This window comes from Mucilaginibacter sp. 3215, assembly GCF_050433785.1.
Classification (GTDB): Bacteria; Bacteroidota; Bacteroidia; order Sphingobacteriales; family Sphingobacteriaceae; genus Mucilaginibacter.
The window spans coordinates 336,664-353,530 of sequence record NZ_JBNPWO010000005.1 but is presented as its reverse complement, the minus strand read 5'-3'; the positions used below and the strand labels follow the sequence as shown (position 1 = coordinate 353,530).

At 41.4% G+C, this 16,867-nt stretch carries 20 protein-coding genes; 12 read left to right on the top strand and 8 right to left on the bottom strand.

Annotated elements, in window-relative coordinates:
• Positions 1 to 14: 14 nt before the first annotated feature.
• From ABIC84_RS12320 to ABIC84_RS12310, 3 genes are all read right to left on the bottom strand, one after another.
• A complete protein-coding gene (locus tag ABIC84_RS12320; protein ID WP_429263727.1) occupies positions 15 to 596 on the bottom strand; it encodes a response regulator in 582 nt (193 codons plus the stop codon).
• Between the two features lie 25 nt (positions 597 to 621).
• A complete protein-coding gene (locus ABIC84_RS12315; protein ID WP_429263726.1) occupies positions 622 to 1,452 on the bottom strand; it encodes a sensor histidine kinase in 831 nt (276 codons plus the stop codon).
• 673 nt (positions 1,453 to 2,125) lie between these two features.
• Complete coding sequence (locus ABIC84_RS12310; protein ID WP_090532224.1) at positions 2,126 to 2,497, bottom strand: hypothetical protein; 372 nt, start codon at positions 2,495 to 2,497, stop codon at positions 2,126 to 2,128.
• 148 nt (positions 2,498 to 2,645) lie between these two features.
• On the opposite strand from ABIC84_RS12310, the gene ABIC84_RS12305 reads away from it, so the two are divergent.
• Positions 2,646 to 3,731: a metallophosphoesterase gene (locus tag ABIC84_RS12305; RefSeq protein ID WP_429263725.1), complete on the top strand. Its 1,086-nt coding sequence runs from the start codon at positions 2,646 to 2,648 to the stop codon at positions 3,729 to 3,731.
• Between the two features lie 126 nt (positions 3,732 to 3,857).
• On the opposite strand, the gene ABIC84_RS12300 is transcribed toward ABIC84_RS12305, so the two are convergent.
• The 3 genes from ABIC84_RS12300 to rsfS form a co-directional block, all read right to left on the bottom strand.
• Positions 3,858 to 4,496, bottom strand: coding sequence for a LutC/YkgG family protein (locus ABIC84_RS12300; RefSeq protein ID WP_091167171.1), 639 nt, complete (start codon positions 4,494 to 4,496; stop codon positions 3,858 to 3,860).
• A 56-nt stretch (positions 4,497 to 4,552) separates the two neighbouring features.
• Positions 4,553 to 6,664, bottom strand: a complete 2,112-nt coding sequence (ftsH, locus tag ABIC84_RS12295) for an ATP-dependent zinc metalloprotease FtsH (RefSeq protein WP_429263724.1) — start codon at positions 6,662 to 6,664, stop codon at positions 4,553 to 4,555.
• A 90-nt stretch (positions 6,665 to 6,754) separates the two neighbouring features.
• Positions 6,755 to 7,129 carry a ribosome silencing factor gene (gene rsfS / locus ABIC84_RS12290; protein WP_429263723.1) on the bottom strand — a complete coding sequence of 125 codons (375 nt, stop codon included), beginning with the start codon at positions 7,127 to 7,129 and terminating at the stop codon, positions 6,755 to 6,757.
• A 47-nt stretch (positions 7,130 to 7,176) separates the two neighbouring features.
• On the opposite strand from rsfS, the gene ABIC84_RS12285 reads away from it, so the two are divergent.
• The 4 genes from ABIC84_RS12285 to pfkA all read left to right on the top strand — a co-directional run bounded on the left by ABIC84_RS12285 (position 7,177) and on the right by pfkA (position 11,323).
• Entirely contained in the window at positions 7,177 to 7,950 is a 774-nt protein-coding gene (locus tag ABIC84_RS12285) for a biotin--[acetyl-CoA-carboxylase] ligase (RefSeq protein ID WP_429263722.1), read from the top strand.
• 15 nt (positions 7,951 to 7,965) lie between these two features.
• The gene (locus ABIC84_RS12280; RefSeq protein ID WP_429263721.1) at positions 7,966 to 8,418 is read left to right on the top strand and encodes a protein-disulfide reductase DsbD domain-containing protein; all 453 of its coding nucleotides are present in this window, start codon (positions 7,966 to 7,968) and stop codon (positions 8,416 to 8,418) included.
• 23 nt (positions 8,419 to 8,441) lie between these two features.
• A complete protein-coding gene (locus ABIC84_RS12275; RefSeq protein WP_429263720.1) occupies positions 8,442 to 10,199 on the top strand; it encodes a protein-disulfide reductase DsbD family protein in 1,758 nt (585 codons plus the stop codon).
• A 146-nt stretch (positions 10,200 to 10,345) separates the two neighbouring features.
• A complete protein-coding gene (gene pfkA / locus ABIC84_RS12270) occupies positions 10,346 to 11,323 on the top strand; it encodes a 6-phosphofructokinase (RefSeq protein WP_426583666.1) in 978 nt (325 codons plus the stop codon).
• A 55-nt stretch (positions 11,324 to 11,378) separates the two neighbouring features.
• On the opposite strand, the gene ABIC84_RS12265 is transcribed toward pfkA, so the two are convergent.
• Together ABIC84_RS12265 and ABIC84_RS12260 are read right to left on the bottom strand one after the other, a co-directional pair.
• Entirely contained in the window at positions 11,379 to 12,731 is a 1,353-nt protein-coding gene (locus ABIC84_RS12265) for a PAS domain S-box protein (RefSeq protein ID WP_426583664.1), read from the bottom strand.
• 54 nt (positions 12,732 to 12,785) lie between these two features.
• The gene (locus ABIC84_RS12260) at positions 12,786 to 13,322 is read right to left on the bottom strand and encodes a 5' nucleotidase, NT5C type (RefSeq protein ID WP_426583662.1); all 537 of its coding nucleotides are present in this window, start codon (positions 13,320 to 13,322) and stop codon (positions 12,786 to 12,788) included.
• Positions 13,323 to 13,553: 231 nt separating this feature from the next.
• Here ABIC84_RS12260 and ABIC84_RS12255 point away from each other — a divergent pair, with 231 nt between their 5' ends.
• The 7 genes from ABIC84_RS12255 to ABIC84_RS12225 all read left to right on the top strand — a co-directional run bounded on the left by ABIC84_RS12255 (position 13,554) and on the right by ABIC84_RS12225 (position 16,827).
• Entirely contained in the window at positions 13,554 to 14,075 is a 522-nt protein-coding gene (locus ABIC84_RS12255) for a 30S ribosomal protein S16 (protein WP_426583660.1), read from the top strand.
• A 95-nt stretch (positions 14,076 to 14,170) separates the two neighbouring features.
• Positions 14,171 to 14,698 (top strand): ribosome maturation factor RimM, encoded by a 528-nt coding sequence (gene rimM / locus ABIC84_RS12250; protein WP_426583658.1) that lies wholly within the window; start codon positions 14,171 to 14,173, stop codon positions 14,696 to 14,698.
• Positions 14,699 to 14,859: 161 nt separating this feature from the next.
• A complete protein-coding gene (locus ABIC84_RS12245; protein ID WP_426583656.1) occupies positions 14,860 to 15,294 on the top strand; it encodes a hypothetical protein in 435 nt (144 codons plus the stop codon).
• 68 nt (positions 15,295 to 15,362) lie between these two features.
• On the top strand, positions 15,363 to 15,800 hold the full coding sequence (locus ABIC84_RS12240) for a hypothetical protein (RefSeq protein ID WP_426583654.1): 438 nt from the start codon (positions 15,363 to 15,365) through the stop codon (positions 15,798 to 15,800).
• Positions 15,797 to 15,997: a helix-turn-helix transcriptional regulator gene (locus ABIC84_RS12235; RefSeq protein WP_176625861.1), complete on the top strand. Its 201-nt coding sequence runs from the start codon at positions 15,797 to 15,799 to the stop codon at positions 15,995 to 15,997. The genes ABIC84_RS12240 and ABIC84_RS12235 overlap by 4 nt, the downstream gene beginning before the upstream one ends.
• Positions 15,998 to 16,013: 16 nt before the next feature.
• On the top strand, positions 16,014 to 16,403 hold the full coding sequence (locus ABIC84_RS12230) for a VOC family protein (RefSeq protein WP_429263719.1): 390 nt from the start codon (positions 16,014 to 16,016) through the stop codon (positions 16,401 to 16,403).
• 52 nt (positions 16,404 to 16,455) lie between these two features.
• Positions 16,456 to 16,827 carry a VOC family protein gene (locus ABIC84_RS12225; RefSeq protein ID WP_429263718.1) on the top strand — a complete coding sequence of 124 codons (372 nt, stop codon included), beginning with the start codon at positions 16,456 to 16,458 and terminating at the stop codon, positions 16,825 to 16,827.
• Positions 16,828 to 16,867 lie beyond the last annotated feature (40 nt).

The window sequence follows — 16,867 nt, the reverse complement described above, 5'->3', positions numbered from 1 at the left end:
AATTTATTAGCAAATTACAATTCAATCAGTTTATTTTTTATGCTATACAAAACCAGCCCTACGCGGCTTTTAATCTGGAGTTTTTCAAAAAGCTGGTCGCGATAGCTATCAACGGTGCGCACGCTGATGTTCATGGTTTCGGCAATTTCTTTATAAGTAAGTTCGGTACCGGTAAGACGAAGGAACTCGATCTCGCGGGGATTAAGCTTTATGTTTTCTAACTTACTGTTAAAGTTAGTGATCAGATGACGGGTTACAAACTCGGGGTAATAAAGCTCTCCCTGCGCAACTTTCAAAAGGGCGTCTTCAACTTCATGCGGTTCCGAATCTTTAAGCAGGTAGCCTTTAACACCCATTTTTACCATGACCAATACCTTTTCGGCATCCTCGAACATCGATAATATGATGATTTTTACACCGGGATGTTTGGCCCGCAGCACCTGTGCAGCTTCAACCCCATCCATAACCGGCATGCTGATATCCAGCAATACAATATCCGGAACAGTGCCGTTGTTTATGGTATTTATCAGTTCCTGCCCGTTTGCGGCCTCAAATAGTATGTTGTATCTTTTAAAATTGGTGACAAGAGCAGCCATACCGCTCCTGAAGAGTTTATGATCATCAACTAAGGCTATTTGAATGGGTTCCGTTAGCATAAATTTGTTGTACCAGGGGATTGAACGACAATTTTATCTGGCAACCCTTACCAGGCGAGCTGGCAATAATTACATCCGCGCCTACTAAAGCTGCCCTGTTTTCAATGTTCCGCAATCCCGAACCGCCCTTATTATCAACCTTTTCGGTATTGAAACCAGCACCATCATCTTCGATGAGCAAATTAAACATTTGTGCAGTATAATACAAACCGATTTTAAGGTTAGCTGCCTTAGCGTATTTCAAAGTATTATTTACCGCTTCCTGGAAGATCCGGAATATCACCAGTTCGCGCTGCTCGCCTAAACTATATACATCACCTTCAACGGCAAAAATAACATTGATGATACCGCTGCGGGTTAAACGTTCGGTTTCGGTTTCGAGGGTTTTTATAAGCCCCTGTGAGCTGATATGCTCAAAGCTCATGCTTTTTGAAAGGTGCCTCAAATCATTAATGGTTTGCGAAACCAGTTCGCGGTTCTCATTTACACGGGCTTTTTTTTCATCATCAAGGCTATTGTTAAGCAGGCCCAGGTTCAATTTCACAAATGATAACACCTGGGTAATATTATCATGGATCTCGCGGCTTATATCGTTTAGTGTTTGCTCCTGGATCTCTATCTGCGTTTTAAGCATCTCCTGCTTAAATGAGGCTTTAAGATGTTCTTTTTCAAGCTGGTTCTTATTTTGCTTTTTTTGATACATCAGCATAAAGCCAATGATAAATACGCCAAGCAACAGCATTAGCGCAGAACCCGCTATTATAACGAGGATAACCTGTTCTTCCTGAAAGAGCATATAAAGGCTATTGAAAATAAAAAATTCAATGCAAAAGTTGTTAGGTTAAGCAGCGTTGCCGCTATCAGATAAAAATGATAATTATTTCGATAAACCATATAACTGAAACATGAATAAAAAAACGTTGTAGATAAGTAATAAAAAAATATGCCTGTTAATGCCAGAAACGGGGGATGAGTTATCAGCTCAATATATTCGTCAGTATCATTGTTCAGAAGGCGGTAATAATAATTACAGATCATCCATATCAAAAACAAATCTTGAATAACTGTGGCTGCGGTTGCTCTTTTAAATACCCCCTGTATAAACAAAATATCAGCAATTGAGAGTAATATAACAATACCGGCAGCAATAAAAACCTTTTTACGCCTTTTGGGCCGTTCATCAAATGCCTGTATAAACCTTGTAAAAAAAGCAAACAACAGGATATCTTCAATATTATTACACCATGCGTTTGAATGATGAAGATTTAGCCAGTTAAAAAGGTTTACAAAATCGTAAACAAGGATAAAACTTAACAGCGGCAACAAGGTTCTAAAATTCTTGTCGAGCAACCGGTATGTAAAAAGGCAGCAAAAAAAAGCCACCACATCCGTTACAAAATAAAAACTCTCTAACATGAATGCTAAAATAACGCATCTATTTCAGCATTCATGCAAATGGTTAATTTATTCTATGCCTTGCACATTGGCGGACATTCTTTTCCTGAACTCAAAGCCTGAAGCCCACTGCCTGCCAATGCCTCAACAGCATCCGATTGTATAGCATCAATATGTTCATCCTCCCCTGTTCCGGCCACTGTACCAACAATAGCAACTGATGTTTGGTGCGGCGCATAGCCATGGTCGGCGGCGTGAACACCAAAGTGTAACCTTACCCCGGTAGCATGCGCCGGTAAATTGTCAATAAACGCTTTTAATTTATCAATCGGGATCCATGTAGACTCCGTGTCACGAACGCTATGTTCCTTATCAATAAGGGTTTTACGGGTATTTTTATACCTTTCCACCATTTCGCGGGCTGCTTTTAAGTCAATAATTTCCATATAATTGGGGGATTAAATTTAGCCTCCAATCTATATAATTATTGCTAAATATCACATCCGTCATTTCACCGTTTTTTATCCCGTTTAAACACGGTAAAAGTAACTGTCAACTTACAACACAATACACTATATCATACGTTAAAAAGTCATGCGCAAGTTTTTACAAAAACTGTTAACTAAGCCGGTTGCCCGGTTGGCCGACAGGCTCTCATCACGACCGGATAAGAAGCGGGTTAACAGATCATTGAACCGGTTATACAAAAGCCTGCTAACCGGGTCGGGTAAAAAAGGCCTTTTAATACCTTTCGATGCAGAAAAAGGTAAATTCATTATCCTGTCCGATCAACATAAAGGCGCTCGTGATGATATGGACATTTTCGCCCTTGTCGAGAAGAACTACCTTACAGCACTTGATTATTACTACAGCCAACAATTTTTCTACATCAATCTTGGCGACAGCGAGGAGCTTTGGGAAAACTTATTCATCACCATAAAAAAGCACAACAAAGCCACATTTGAAAGCGAAAAACGGTTCATACAACGTAAAGAATTCATGAAAATATTTGGCAATCATGATCTGTTTTGGGACAATGACCCTTTAGCGTCAGTTGGATTAAAGCAAATTTATGATGAAGTAATTAAGATCTATGAAGGAGTTGTACTACAAACAACAGTTAATAGTAAACCACTAAATATATTCATGACGCATGGCCACCAGGGCGATTTGCAAAGCGATGGCAACTGGTTCAGTAAATGGTTTGTATCCAATGTATGGGCACCTTTCCAGGCATATCTGAAGGTTAATATTAATACCCCGGCAAATAATGACCTGCTTAAAACAGATCATAACCGCATTATGTATGAATGGAGCCAGAGGCAAAAAAACACGCTGCTTATAACCGGGCACACACATCAGCCGGTATTCCGGTCGTTAACCCATCTCGAAAAACTGTATAACGATATCGCGAAAGCAAGGAAAGCGGGAAACGATAAACTGGCCGATGAACTAAATAAACAGATCGTTAACCGGCAAGTGAAAGGTGATGTGGCCCCCGATTTCAGCGCATGCGACCCAAGCTATTTCAATAGCGGCTGCTGTTGCTACGACGATGGCGATATAACAGGTATCGAAATCTCAGACGGCCACATCCGCCTCGTAAAATGGGAATACAACAAGCTAAATCAAAGTGAACGAATAGTATTGGAGGAATGTGGTTTGGAGGAACTATTTTGAGGTGAAGGTTAAAGGCGAAAGGTAAAAGGCGAAAGGTAAAAAATCAGACAGCAGAAAAATCCGACCAATCTCCCAATCCTAAAAATCATGGTTCAGAAAAATCAGCGGAATCAAAAAAATCAGCGGTCAGCCTTCCAGCATAAAAACAAAAAGCTCTTTAGGGCCGTGGGCGCCTAATACCAGTGTTTTTTCAATGTCAGCGGTACGGCTTGGGCCGGTTACCGTGCTGATCATGGATGGCAGTTGGTTGCCATATTTGGTTTTGATGAGTTTAAAACCATCTTTCAAGTCCATAACCATTTGCGAAGTATAAGCCAGCACAATATGTACCGATGGATAAATGCTTAACCTGCGACCGGCCATATTACCGTTTGAAAGCAGGATACTTCCGTTACGGGCAATCAAAGCCTCGCAAAGGGTAAACCCAACTTCGGCTTGTTCAAAATCTTTATCAGTTTCGTAGTGCGGATATTCAAACTGGTTTAGGATCTCCTGCAACTTAGGTTCCCAGCAGTAAATTTTGTGCCATTTACGTTCTTCGGCAAGGGTAAGCAGGTTTTCAATAAATTGCAGCTCATCCTCACAAAAAACAAACTGGCCTGCTACGTTGGTAAACTGTTCGGCGAAGACCACCTCGGGCATTTCATCCGTTGCAGGATAAAGGGGCTGATCTTCCAGCTGAGGGTATGGGTTATCCCTTTTCTCCAAAAGCGCTTTCCTGATTTTTTTAAGCAGTTTTTCTTTTGATGTAGTGATATCCCTCATAACTAAAAAAGCAAAGCCACCAGCTTTGCCGGTGGCTTTGTGTTATAATTTAAAAATTAAAGTTTCGGATCTTCGCTCTCTATTCTTGAAAGTTCAGGATTAGTCAGCGAGTCTGGAATAGCATTGTTATCCACATCCGGATTTAATGCAGCTTCACCGTTTACAAACTTATCATAAGTTGTGCGCTCATCAAACGGACGCTTACCCAGGATTTCTTCCAAATCACTTTGGAACAACACTTCTTTTTCCAGTAACTTCTGAGCTATCTTTTCAAGGCCGTCACGTTTAGCATTCAGCAAGTCTTTGGTTTTTTGATAAACCACATCAACCAGCTTTCGTACTTCAGCGTCAATCATTTCGGCTGTAGTATCTGAGTATGGCTTATTAAATTGGTATTCGCCCTGCGGATCATAGAACGATACATTACCAACGCTATCGTTCATACCATAAATTTTGGTCATGGCATAAGCAAGCTTAGTAATACGCTCCAAATCGCTCAGTGCACCGGTAGAGATTTTACCGAAAACGATGTCTTCAGCAACACGCCCCCCCATAGATACGCTCATTTCGTCAAGCAATTGCTCGGTAGTGTACAAAAACTGCTCTTTTGGCAGATATTGGGCATAACCTAAGGCAGCGACACCACGAGGAACGATAGATACCTTAACCAACGGATCGGCATGTTCCAGGAACCAGCCAGCAATAGCATGACCTGCTTCGTGGTAAGCAACAATGCGCTTTTCTTCGGGAGAGATGATTTTATTCTTCTTCTCCAAACCACCGATAACGCGATCAATAGCATCCTGGAAATCGGTCATATCAACCGCCTCTTTGTTTTTACGGGCAGCAATCAGCGCAGCTTCGTTACAAACGTTAGCAATTTCAGCGCCCGCGAAACCCGGGGTTTGTGCCGATAACTTTTTGGCATCTACACCATCAGATAGTTTGATAGGTTTCAGGTGAACTTTGAAAATTTGCTCACGACCAATCAAATCTGGTTTATCGATAGATACCTGCCTGTCGAAACGTCCCGGACGCAATAAAGCTGAATCCAGTACATCAGGGCGGTTGGTAGCAGCCAAGATGATGATACCTGAATCGGTACCGAAACCATCCATCTCAACTAGTAACTGGTTCAGGGTGTTTTCTCGTTCATCATTACCGCCTACAATATTGTTTTTGCCACGTGCACGGCCAATAGCGTCGATCTCATCAATAAAAATGATACATGGCGCTTTATCTTTAGCCTGGCGGAACAAATCACGTACGCGTGATGCACCCACACCTACAAACATCTCTACAAAGTCTGATCCTGAAAGGGAGAAGAAAGGCACCTGAGCTTCGCCTGCAACAGCTTTGGCCAATAAGGTTTTACCGGTACCGGGCGAACCTACCAATAGCGCGCCTTTAGGGATTTTACCACCCAGGTTAGTATATTTTTTTGGATTTTTAAGGAAATCGACAATTTCCATTACCTCTTGCTTGGCTTCTTCCAAACCGGCAACATCGTTAAATGTAACGGTTACCTGGGCTTCTTTATCAAACAGGGTAGCTTTTGACTTACCGATGTTAAAGATTTGGCCGCCCGGACCACCGCCCGAACCACCGCTCATGCGGCGCATGATAAAGATCCATACACCGGCAAATAATATCACCATGATAACGCCCTGTACCAGCCAGTTTGATAACAGGCTTTCATGTCCCTGTTCAAATTGTAAAGATACTTTTTGGTCATCAGGTACATCTTTTTGAGCATCGGCAATAGACTTTTTCAGGCTTTCATAAGAAGCATCTGTAAAAGTAAACTGTGGACCGCTATTGGTACTGGTATTAAAAAAGTTTTTGTCTTTAGATACGTTATTGGCAAAATATGGCTTTGACAAGCTTTGTTGTTTGATGTAAACATCTGCCATTACCAGATCGCCGCTTTTATAAGCTACAATTTTTTGAACATCATTTGTACGAAGCATGTTTGCCTCAAATTCCTGGAAAGTAACCGGTTTGCCCGATCCGCCGTTTAACAAGGCCGGGATCAGTAAAAAAGCCAAAATAACAATACCATATAGCCACATGATATTGAATTTGGGCGGTTTTGGTGAGGGCTTCTTGTTCACAATTTTACGGATAGGTCTTGGATTTTCTGATTTAGAATCTTTAATATCTTTCATTTCTTTTTACGAGCTCAAACTTACAATCTATAATTTAAATTTTACGCGGTAACAGTAAGACTATGCGTTGAGCCTTTTTGTGACGGATGTTTATGCACTTTTATAATATTTAATATCTGCATCGCCCCACAAATCTTCCACTCCATAAAACTCACGTTTATCGGTCCTGAACACGTGGATCACAACATCCACATAATCAAGCAGTATCCACTCGCCATACTCAAAACCCTCTTTGCGCCAGGGCTCGGTTTGGGTGGCTTTGAAAATTTCATCCTCAACGCTATTTGCTATAGCTTTTACCTGTGTCGACGAATCAGCATGACAGATCACGAAATAATCTGATACCGAACTGAATATATTACGAAGGTCTAACCTAATAATATCATTGCCTTTTTTTTCCTGGATACCATGTATTGCCAACTCTGAAATATAGGCAGATTCACTTAACACTTTGTTTTTTACCATCAAAAAGAATTAGTTTTGAACGTTTTTGAGTATAAAATTATTACACTTTGCAAAATAACATATTTTCAGGATTATTTGTTGGTCAAAATTTAGTAACAATTAAACAAGTTGACTCAACAAATAGTTTTCTTAAAAATCTACTGTCAAATTCCAAGCCAGTACCCGAAGGTACGGTCATTATGGCAGAAGAGCAATACGCCGGCCGGGGCCAGCAACAAAATACCTGGCATAGCGAACCCGGAAAAAACCTTACTTTTAGTATTTTATTAAAGCCCCATTTTTTACCCGTTGATGCCCAGTTTGATTTGAACCGTGCGGTAAGTTTAGGGGTGTATGATGCCCTGCATCTATTATTAGGTGATGAGCTAAAAATTAAATGGCCTAATGACATTTACTATGCCGACAGGAAACTGGGTGGCATGCTCATCGAAAATACTATACAGGGCGGGCAGCTCAAAGACTCGGTTATTGGCATTGGTTTAAATATAAACCAGGAAAATTTTCCGCCCGGCGCCTCAAACGCCACCTCTGTAAAGCAAATCTTACAAAAGGATTATGATTTAACACTGTTATTATCGGAAATTTGCAACAAGCTTGAAGTATACTACCTGAAACTGAAGGCCGGACAAATTGATTTTGTAAGGAATAGTTACTTAAGCCGACTGTACTGGTTAAACGAGGTTAAAAGTTTTGAGTCAAACAGCGGGCAGTTCAATGGCATTGTAAAAAATGTACTGCCTAATGGCTTGCTGGTTATTGAAGATACTAACGGACAGCAATTAGAGTTTAACCTTAAAGAATTGAAATTTTTAAATAAATAATAAAGTAAAGCACAAATGAAGAAACTATTGGTATTGGTAACCGCGCTTATCATCAGCGTTGGCGCTTACGCTCAGATCGAATCGCCGGTGAGGTGGTCATACGCGGCAAAAAAGGTAAATGACAAAGAAGCTGTAGTATTTTTAAAAGCAACGATACAAAGCGGCTGGCACATTTACTCACAAACCGTAAAAGATGGCGGCCCCATCAAAACCTCATTTGACTTTACCCCATCAAAATTATATGCTGCTATTGGTAAAACTACCGAACCTACCCCGGTAACCAAGTATGAAAAAGCATTCAGCATGAATGTTAGCTACTTTGAAAAGGAAGTTGTTTTTAGCCAAAAAATCAGTTTAAAATCACCCAAAGCAACAGCAGTTACCGGCAAACTGACCTACATGACCTGTAACGATATGAAATGCCTGCCACCAGAAGACGTTGATTTCACTATCCCTTTAGGTAAATAATTCAGCACACCTTAAAAGTAGTCATGAAATTATTAAATAAAGGTGCTTACCTGCGCGCCGGGCTTATCACATTAATTACCCTGATTGTTCTTAATATAGCCGGAGCAAACCCGGCTCATGCTGTGCAAAAAAAAGCAGCCGATACTTCGGTATCAGCAGCGGATGTCACATTTACAGATATTCCTACCGCAGCAGAGAGCATAGCTATCAGGAAAAAGCAAGCCGATTCGGTAAAAAAGGCAGAAGCCGCAAAAACATCAAAGACGCCCGCAGCTGCTTCAAAAACAGCAGAAAAACCAAAATCACTTTGGCAAATCTTTATTGAAGGTTTACTGGGTGGCTTTACCGCGGTAATTTTGCCTTGTATTTATCCTTTACTGCCTTTAACAGTAAGCTTTTTTACCAAAAAAAGCGGCAGCAAAAGCAAAGCTGTTATGCAATCGCTCATTTATGGGGTATCAATCATTGTAATTTATGTTACACTGGGCTTGCTGATCTCCATCATATTTGGCTCGGATGCACTAAACGAACTGGCAACGAACGGTATATTTAATATTTTCTTCTTTTTGCTGCTCATTGTATTTGGTATTTCCTTTTTGGGCGCATTTGAAATCACACTACCAAGTTCGCTGGCTAATAAGCTGGATGCAAATTCTGATAAAGGCGGCCTTGCAGGTATCTTCTTTATGGCTTCAACATTGGTTGTTGTTTCGTTTTCCTGTACAGGCCCTATTATAGGAACCTTGCTGGTTGATGCAGCCTCAAAAGGTGATCGCCTTGGCCCGGCAATGGGTATGTTCGGCTTTTCTCTGGCTTTAGCACTGCCTTTTACCATATTCGCTTTATTCCCTTCAGCACTAAAAACGCTTCCGAAATCGGGCGGATGGCTTAACAGCGTTAAAGTTGTATTGGGCTTCCTTGAACTGGCGTTTGCTTTGAAGTTTTTATCCAATGTAGACCTGGCCTACCACTGGAACTGGTTTGACAGGGAAATATTTTTATCGCTGTGGATAGCAATTGGCTTACTGATCGGGCTCTACCTGATTGGCAAGATCAAGTTTTCGCATGATAGCGATGTAAAATTCCTTACTATTCCGCGCACGTTCCTGGCTATTATTGTGTTTGCTTTTGTTATTTATATGATACCGGGCTTGTGGGGTGCGCCTTTAAAATCTATTAGCGCGTTTTTACCTCCCGAAGCCACTCAGGATTTCAACCTTTCAAATATTCCGGATGGTTCAGGCTCATCAGCAGCAAGTCCATCAGCGGCCATACCCGCGAGCATTGGCGAACGCAAGTATGCTGCCAACTATACCCGCATCAAAACCAAAGGGTTGGATGCATGGTATGATTACGATCAAGCTTTACAGGTATCAAAGGCCCTGCATAAACCGATACTCATTGACTTTACTGGCTTTAACTGTGTTAACTGCCGTAAAATGGAAGCCAACGTATGGTCAGATCCGCACGTGTTTAGCCGCATTAAAAATGATTTTGTGCTACTGCAGCTGGTAGTTGATGACAAAGCAGAATTGCCTGCGGCGGAACACTTTGTATCAGATTACAGCGGTAAAAAGATCACTACACTTGGCGGTAAATGGAGCAACCTGGAGGCGCAACGCTTCAATTCAAATTCGCAGCCATTATACGTAATGCTTGATAGTGATGGCAACTTACTTAAAGATGCATCGGGTGCAGAAATACCGACATCGCCGGCAAATTATGACATTGCCAGTTATCTTAAATTTTTAGACAGTGGCGTAGCTGCTTACAAAAAATAGGGATCGGGTTCAAAAAATAAGTGTAAATTCGCGCAAAATTCAAATTCCGCGTTTTATTGGTTAGGCGTGGCGTTTGAATAATGAACAATATTTACAACCCTAATTAGTTATGAATAGGTTAGCCTGTTTATAACCGAAACAAAAAAATGACTCAGATCAAAAATATCGGCGTTTTTACTTCGGGTGGTGATGCACCCGGAATGAATGCTGCCATAAGGGCGGTGGTACGTGCCGCCATGTATTACGGAATTGAAGTCACGGGGATCCGCCGTGGTTACGACGGTATGGGCAAAGGTGACTTTTTTACCATGAACCGTAAATCCGTTTCAAACATTATCCAGCGTGGTGGCACAATCCTTAAAACTGCAAGGTGTGATGAATTCAGAACATCCGAAGGTCGTAAGGCAGCATATGAGCACCTGGTAAAAAATAAAGTTGACGCATTGGTAGCCATTGGCGGCGATGGTACTTTTACCGGCGCTAAAGTTTTTGGCAGCGAGTATGATATTCCGGTGGTTGGCTTACCTGGTACAATTGACAATGACCTTGTGGGCACCGATTTTACTATTGGTTACGATACCGCCATTAACACTGTTGTTGACGCCGTTGACAAGATCAGGGATACCGCCGAATCGCACGACCGTTTATTTATTGTTGAAGTAATGGGCCGCGACTCGGGCCTTATCGCTTTACGTACCGGTATTGCTACCGGTGCCGAGGCTATCCTGATCCCCGAAAGCAAAACCGGGCTCGAAGGTTTGTTAAACCGCCTTGAATTTGGCCGTAAAGATAAAACATCGCGTATAGTAATTGTTGCCGAGGGTGAAGATGCGGGCGGCGCGTTTGAAGTGGGCAGGTTAGTGCAGGAAAAGTTCCCTAATTATGATACCCGGATCTCTATTTTAGGTCACATACAACGCGGCGGAGCACCAAGCTGTATGGACAGGGTATTGGCAAGCCGTGTCGGCGCTGCTGCAGTTGAAGCCTTGAGAGATGGGCATCGCAACGAAATGATAGGCCTCATCAATGGTGAAATTGCTTATACCCCGTTTGAGCATGCTATTAAACACCACCAGGGCATTGATCCAAACATGATTAAACTGGTTGAAATGCTCTCTATGTAATTTAAGCTAAAACGATAAATAAAAACAGCCCCGCCTTAATCAAGCCGGGGCTGTTTTATTTGGCAATGGTGCTGTCAACAACAAGCCTTATCGCTGTATCAATTTCGGCACTCACGGTAAACAGGTGCGCTATGATCTCCCTATTTTCGGGGTTAAAGAAATCTTCATGGTCCATTAAGCTGATAAGCCCAAGCATACTTGCCACAGGCCGGCGCAACTCGTGCGAGCTTAAAGAAGCAACATTTCTTAAACGATCGTTCTGACTCACGAGTTCTTTCTGTATTTTGAGCCTTTCGGTAATATCATGACCAAAACAACCTGCACCTATTATATCGCCTGCAGCGGTGTAAATAGGATTAAAATTAACTTCATAATACAAACGCTGTCCATTTACCGGATCGATGCTTTCACTGATAATATCATACCGTTCTCCGCTTAAAGCACGGTTATAGTAAATAGTCCAATCGTCAATTAATTGCTTGCTAAAGCCCTTATGTTTATAGGAGTATTCACCTTTAAAAGGTTTTTGGCCCGTTAAATGAGTCACCTGCTCAACATAGGCCTGGTTCATGTACAAATAACGCAACTCTTTATCAACCGACCAGATATGGTCACGGGTATTATTGATCAATGCTTCAAGGCTGTCTTTCATATGCAAAGCCTCTTCCCGCATTTGCATTTGAGATGTAATGTCCCTGCCTATGCCCTGTATTTCAACTACCATTCCGTTATCGTCGGCGATGGATACAAACTCCCATTCGGTATCATGCAGGTTCCCATTTTTAGCAGGCTTTTTGTGAGCGAGCCTGACGATCTTGCCGGGATTATTAATACATTCCACAAAAGCGTCCTGGCACAGCTGCGCATCCTGCGGAATGGTCGTTTTTGAAAAATGATGACCTATTATGTCAGCCTCATCATAACCGAAGGTTTTAAAAAACCGGCGGTTAGCAAAGCTAAATTTGCCATTAATATCTATCCTTACCAGGAAATTTGTTTGCGAATCAATAAGCGAATTGAGAAACTGTTCGCTCAGACCCGGCTTGCTAAACGGGATCGGAATACGAACACCATCGAGGGCAGAAGTTATATTACTTAATATGATTTTATGGCCGGTAAGGCCATCAATGGCAAGCGTCCGTTTTTCGGTTAGCTGCTTTCGGCCCGCCTCCAGGTGATAGGTCATTTGGATTGACTCGTTCATAGCAAGCCCTTCAGTAAGTTGCTTTACACCGGCAAACGTTTCACCTTTTACCAGTCCAATCAAAAAATCAACATTTTGACGAAGGTGATCAGCGCCTACTTCAAAAAGGCTGTAAAAGCTTTCACTTACAAACAGGTATTTCTGTTCATCGATATCAAAAACAATTGTACAATTTCCGGTTGCAGCCGGGTTTGGGTTAAACATATAAAAAAGCTGTGAATACTTAAAGATATGGCTATTTACATGATAAACAAACAACTACAATAATTTCGCTGCAACTTCCTTCCAGGTATTTACCCGCTCATAGTCGGTAAGCAGCATGTTATGCGGTGAGGTATACAGGATCTTCCGGCCATTAAAGGTGGCGAAGTTTTTGATCCGGTCATCTATCATGATATCTACATCTAAAATCTTGTGCCCGCAAAAAATAATGTTTGTCCACGAAATAAATGGAAAATGTTCTTCCAGCCATTCCTGCTTATCCTCCAGTGAGTACTTGAACTCCATAGCGGCCGATGCTATGTACACATCGTACTTTTCGTGCAGGGCCTTCACTACTTCCTGTGCATCGGGCATCACCGGGATATCCCTGAAAAAACCCCGTTCATTAATATAAACCCTTAGGGTTTCGCTTAAGTGCGGCGGCAGGATCTCCCTAAACTCCTTACCCTCCATATTGCCCAGGCTTATTTCTTCACCATGCCTTTCTTTATACATATTGATGAATTTGCCAATGGTATCGGCAATAACTTCATCCATATCAATTGCTATCCGTATTTTTCTGTTGATGCTCATGGCGGGTAAGTTCCGATTTTTTTAAATTATTGCAATGTTAAGTTTAAAAAACAGCTAAATAAACCAAATCATGCCCTGCAAAAACAACCATTCACCAGTCAACCCAATCAGCCATTCACTTCAACCATAAATAATTAATTATCAACCATTTTTAATTACGATAAAAATTAATACCTTTGCATCCCCGCAGAAAGAACTCCGGGGATAATGTTGAATACATAAAAATTTACAATGGCAACTAAGATCAGACTACAAAGACACGGTAAAAAAGGCAAACCTTTTTATTATATCGTAGTAGCAGACTCACGCGCTCCACGTGATGGACGCTTCATTGAGCGTTTAGGTTCATACAACCCAAACACCAACCCCGCAACTATTGACATCAATTTCGACAAAACTTTAGATTGGGTTAACAACGGTGCCCAGCCTACCGATACTTGTCGTGCTATCCTTTCATACAAAGGCGTGCTGTACAAAAAACACTTACAAGGTGGTGTTAAAAAAGGTGCTTTAACCGAAGAGCAACTTGAAACTAAATTTGCTGAGTGGCTTGACCAGAAAGACAGCAAAATCACCGGTAAAAAAACCAGCCTTAATGTTGCTAAAGACGAAGCCCGTAAAGCCGCTTTAGCTGCTGAAGCTAAGAAGAGCGAAGAAAAAGCTGCTGCTATTGCTGCTAAAAACGCTCCTGTTGCCGAAGAAGAAGCTCCTGCAGAAGATGCAGCAAATGAAGAAGCTGAAAGCGCAGAATAATTTATTGATTAAGCGTACATCTATACGTTTGATTTCTTAAATCCGGATAATGGCGAGGCAAACAGCTTCGCCATTATTGTTTAATTATATTTTAAATGAAAACTGAAGATCATTTCAGGATAGGCAGCGTACTAAAAACCAAAGGCTTAAAAGGCGAGCTACAGATTTACGTTGATTTTGATGGCATTGAAGCCATTAAATTTAACGCGGTGTTTATTGATATTGCAGGGAAAATGATCCCTTATTTTGTATCATCAATAAAGTACCTGCAAAAAAACAACGCCTACTTAAACCTGGAAGATGTTGATACCATTGAAAAAGCATCAACCCTGGTAAAGAGGGATATCTACCTGCCCGGTAAGCTAAAGCCAAAAAAGAAAAAGAGCGAATTTACCCTGAATGACGTGGAAGGCTTTATCGCTATAGATGAAACCCACGGTGAACTGGGCGAAATATTATCGGTGCAGGAATATCCGCAGCAATTAATAGCCACAGTTCAGTACAAAAATAAGGAAGTACTTTTTCCGCTAAATTTAGAGATCATTAAAGGTATTGATGTTGAAGGCGGTGAGATTTACATTGACCTGCCCGAAGGCTTGTTGGATATTTATCTGGAAGGCTAAGTTTGAGATTCAAGACTTTTAGAATAAAGAAATAAGATTTCCCCCATGCCCGTGTACTCACGGGCATTTTTCATTTACCGGGATTTTAAAAAAAATATTTGTCAAATATATTTGACTTTTGTAAAGTTTACTTTACTTTTGGTCAGCCAAACTTTACAATTATGAAATCACGTTTTTTATTTCCGCACTATTGTCGATTAATTGGTTACTTGTGTTTTGTCATAGATATTTTAAAAGCCGTTGCTTTAAAATTTTTTTATCCCCAGGGCTTCGCCCAAACAGGAGATGTCCCCAATATCTGGATGAATATCACAAACGACTTTAATATTATCATCGTTATCATCGGATTATTGCTTATAGCTTTCTCCAAAGAAAAAGATGAAGATGAGCATATTTCACAGCTGCGATTGGACTCATTACAATGGGCGATATATGTAAATTATTGTCTTTTTCTGATTTTAGTCGTTTTGATACATGGCTTTAAATTTCTTGAAATTGTAGCCTACAATGTCATTACTCCTTTGATATTCTTTGTCATCCGGTTTAGATGGAAGGTTTTTTTATTAAATAGAAACCTCGCAAAAGAATCAAATTAAACTATAGTTGATTCAATAAGAAAAATTCAGAATACAGCCATCCTGTGTTTCGAGCAAATTTTACAATCATGAAATCACGTTTTCTATTCCCGCACTGGTTCAGGTACCTTGGGCTTGTGCTTTTCCTGATCCATATCCCCATCGTAATGTTTAAAAAAGAGATGGGCTTTAGCATGCATGAAGAACCGGTAAGCGACGACCTGTTTAACAGCCATCATATCTTTTTCATGACTACCACACTGCTCATGGCTATAGGCCTGTTCTTTGTCGCCTTCGCCAAAGAACGCATTGAAGATGAACAGATCTTTAAACTCAGGCTCGACTCATTGCAATGGGCTATTTATGTAAATTATATACTTTTGGTGGTGAGTTTAATATTAAGTAAAGACACCGAACATATTTTGTTTTTAAATTTATTGGTACCGCTTGTATTTTTCATTGTGCGTTTCAGGTGGAAGATTTTTCAGAACAACCGCCTCATCAACAAGGAAGAGGGGCAGGCATGAAAAATAACATTAGGGTTGAGCGCGCCATCAAAAACATAACCCAGGCCGAACTTGCAGAGCTTATCGGGGTATCGCGGCAAACCATCAACACTATTGAGAGCAACCGGTATGTGCCATCTACCGTGCTGGCTTTAAAAATAGCCCGTGTATTTGGCAAACCTGTAGAAGATGTTTTTTCGTTAGACGAAGAGGATTAATTAAACCAATATAACCATGGCAACAAAACCAAGCTTCGCACCGCAGTTAGCCATTCCGCATGGTGTAACCGATATCAGCTTTTACATTAAAGCTTTGGGCGCGGTAGAACTCAGGCGTTTTAGCAATGATGATGGCAGCATCCATGTATCGGAGCTTTCGATAGACGGAACCATCTTTCACCTGCATGAAGAAACCGAACGAACGGCTGTGCTTTGCCCCGATACTACAAAGGCTACCAGCGTTACCATCGGTCTTTTTGTTGATGACGTACATGCTGTGATGGAAGCTGCGAGGCGGGCAGGCGCAACAATAGCTTCGGAAGTAACAGACTGGGACTATAGTTACCGCCAGGGTGACTTTATTGACCCTTTCGGGCATCGGTGGATGATTGAGAAGGCGATATAGTCGATATAGAAGCAAGCAACAAGAATCAAGAGACAAGATAAAAAGCACCATTATGGCAAAGCAACCCACCTACGGCAACGGCAAAATATGCTATATCGAGATTCCAGCTACTGATATCAGCATATCCTCAAAGTTTTTTGAAACGGTTTTCGGCTGGCACATCCGGACGGATAATCACGGCTCCGCCTCGTTTGATGACGGCGTAGGCGAAGTAAGCGGCATGTGGGTAACTGGTCGTGAACCGATGGGCAAAGCAGGGTTACTGATCTCCATTATGGTTGATAATGCAGAAGCAACGCTTAAACTGATAGAGGCCAATCGGGGTATCATTGTTCAACCCATTAGTAAGGATTTCCCTGAGATTACCGCACATTTTACTGACCCGGCGGGTAATTTATGGGGAATTTATCAGCATAGAGGATAGTCATAGAAGCAAGATTGCACGACTCAGGAATCAAGACAAT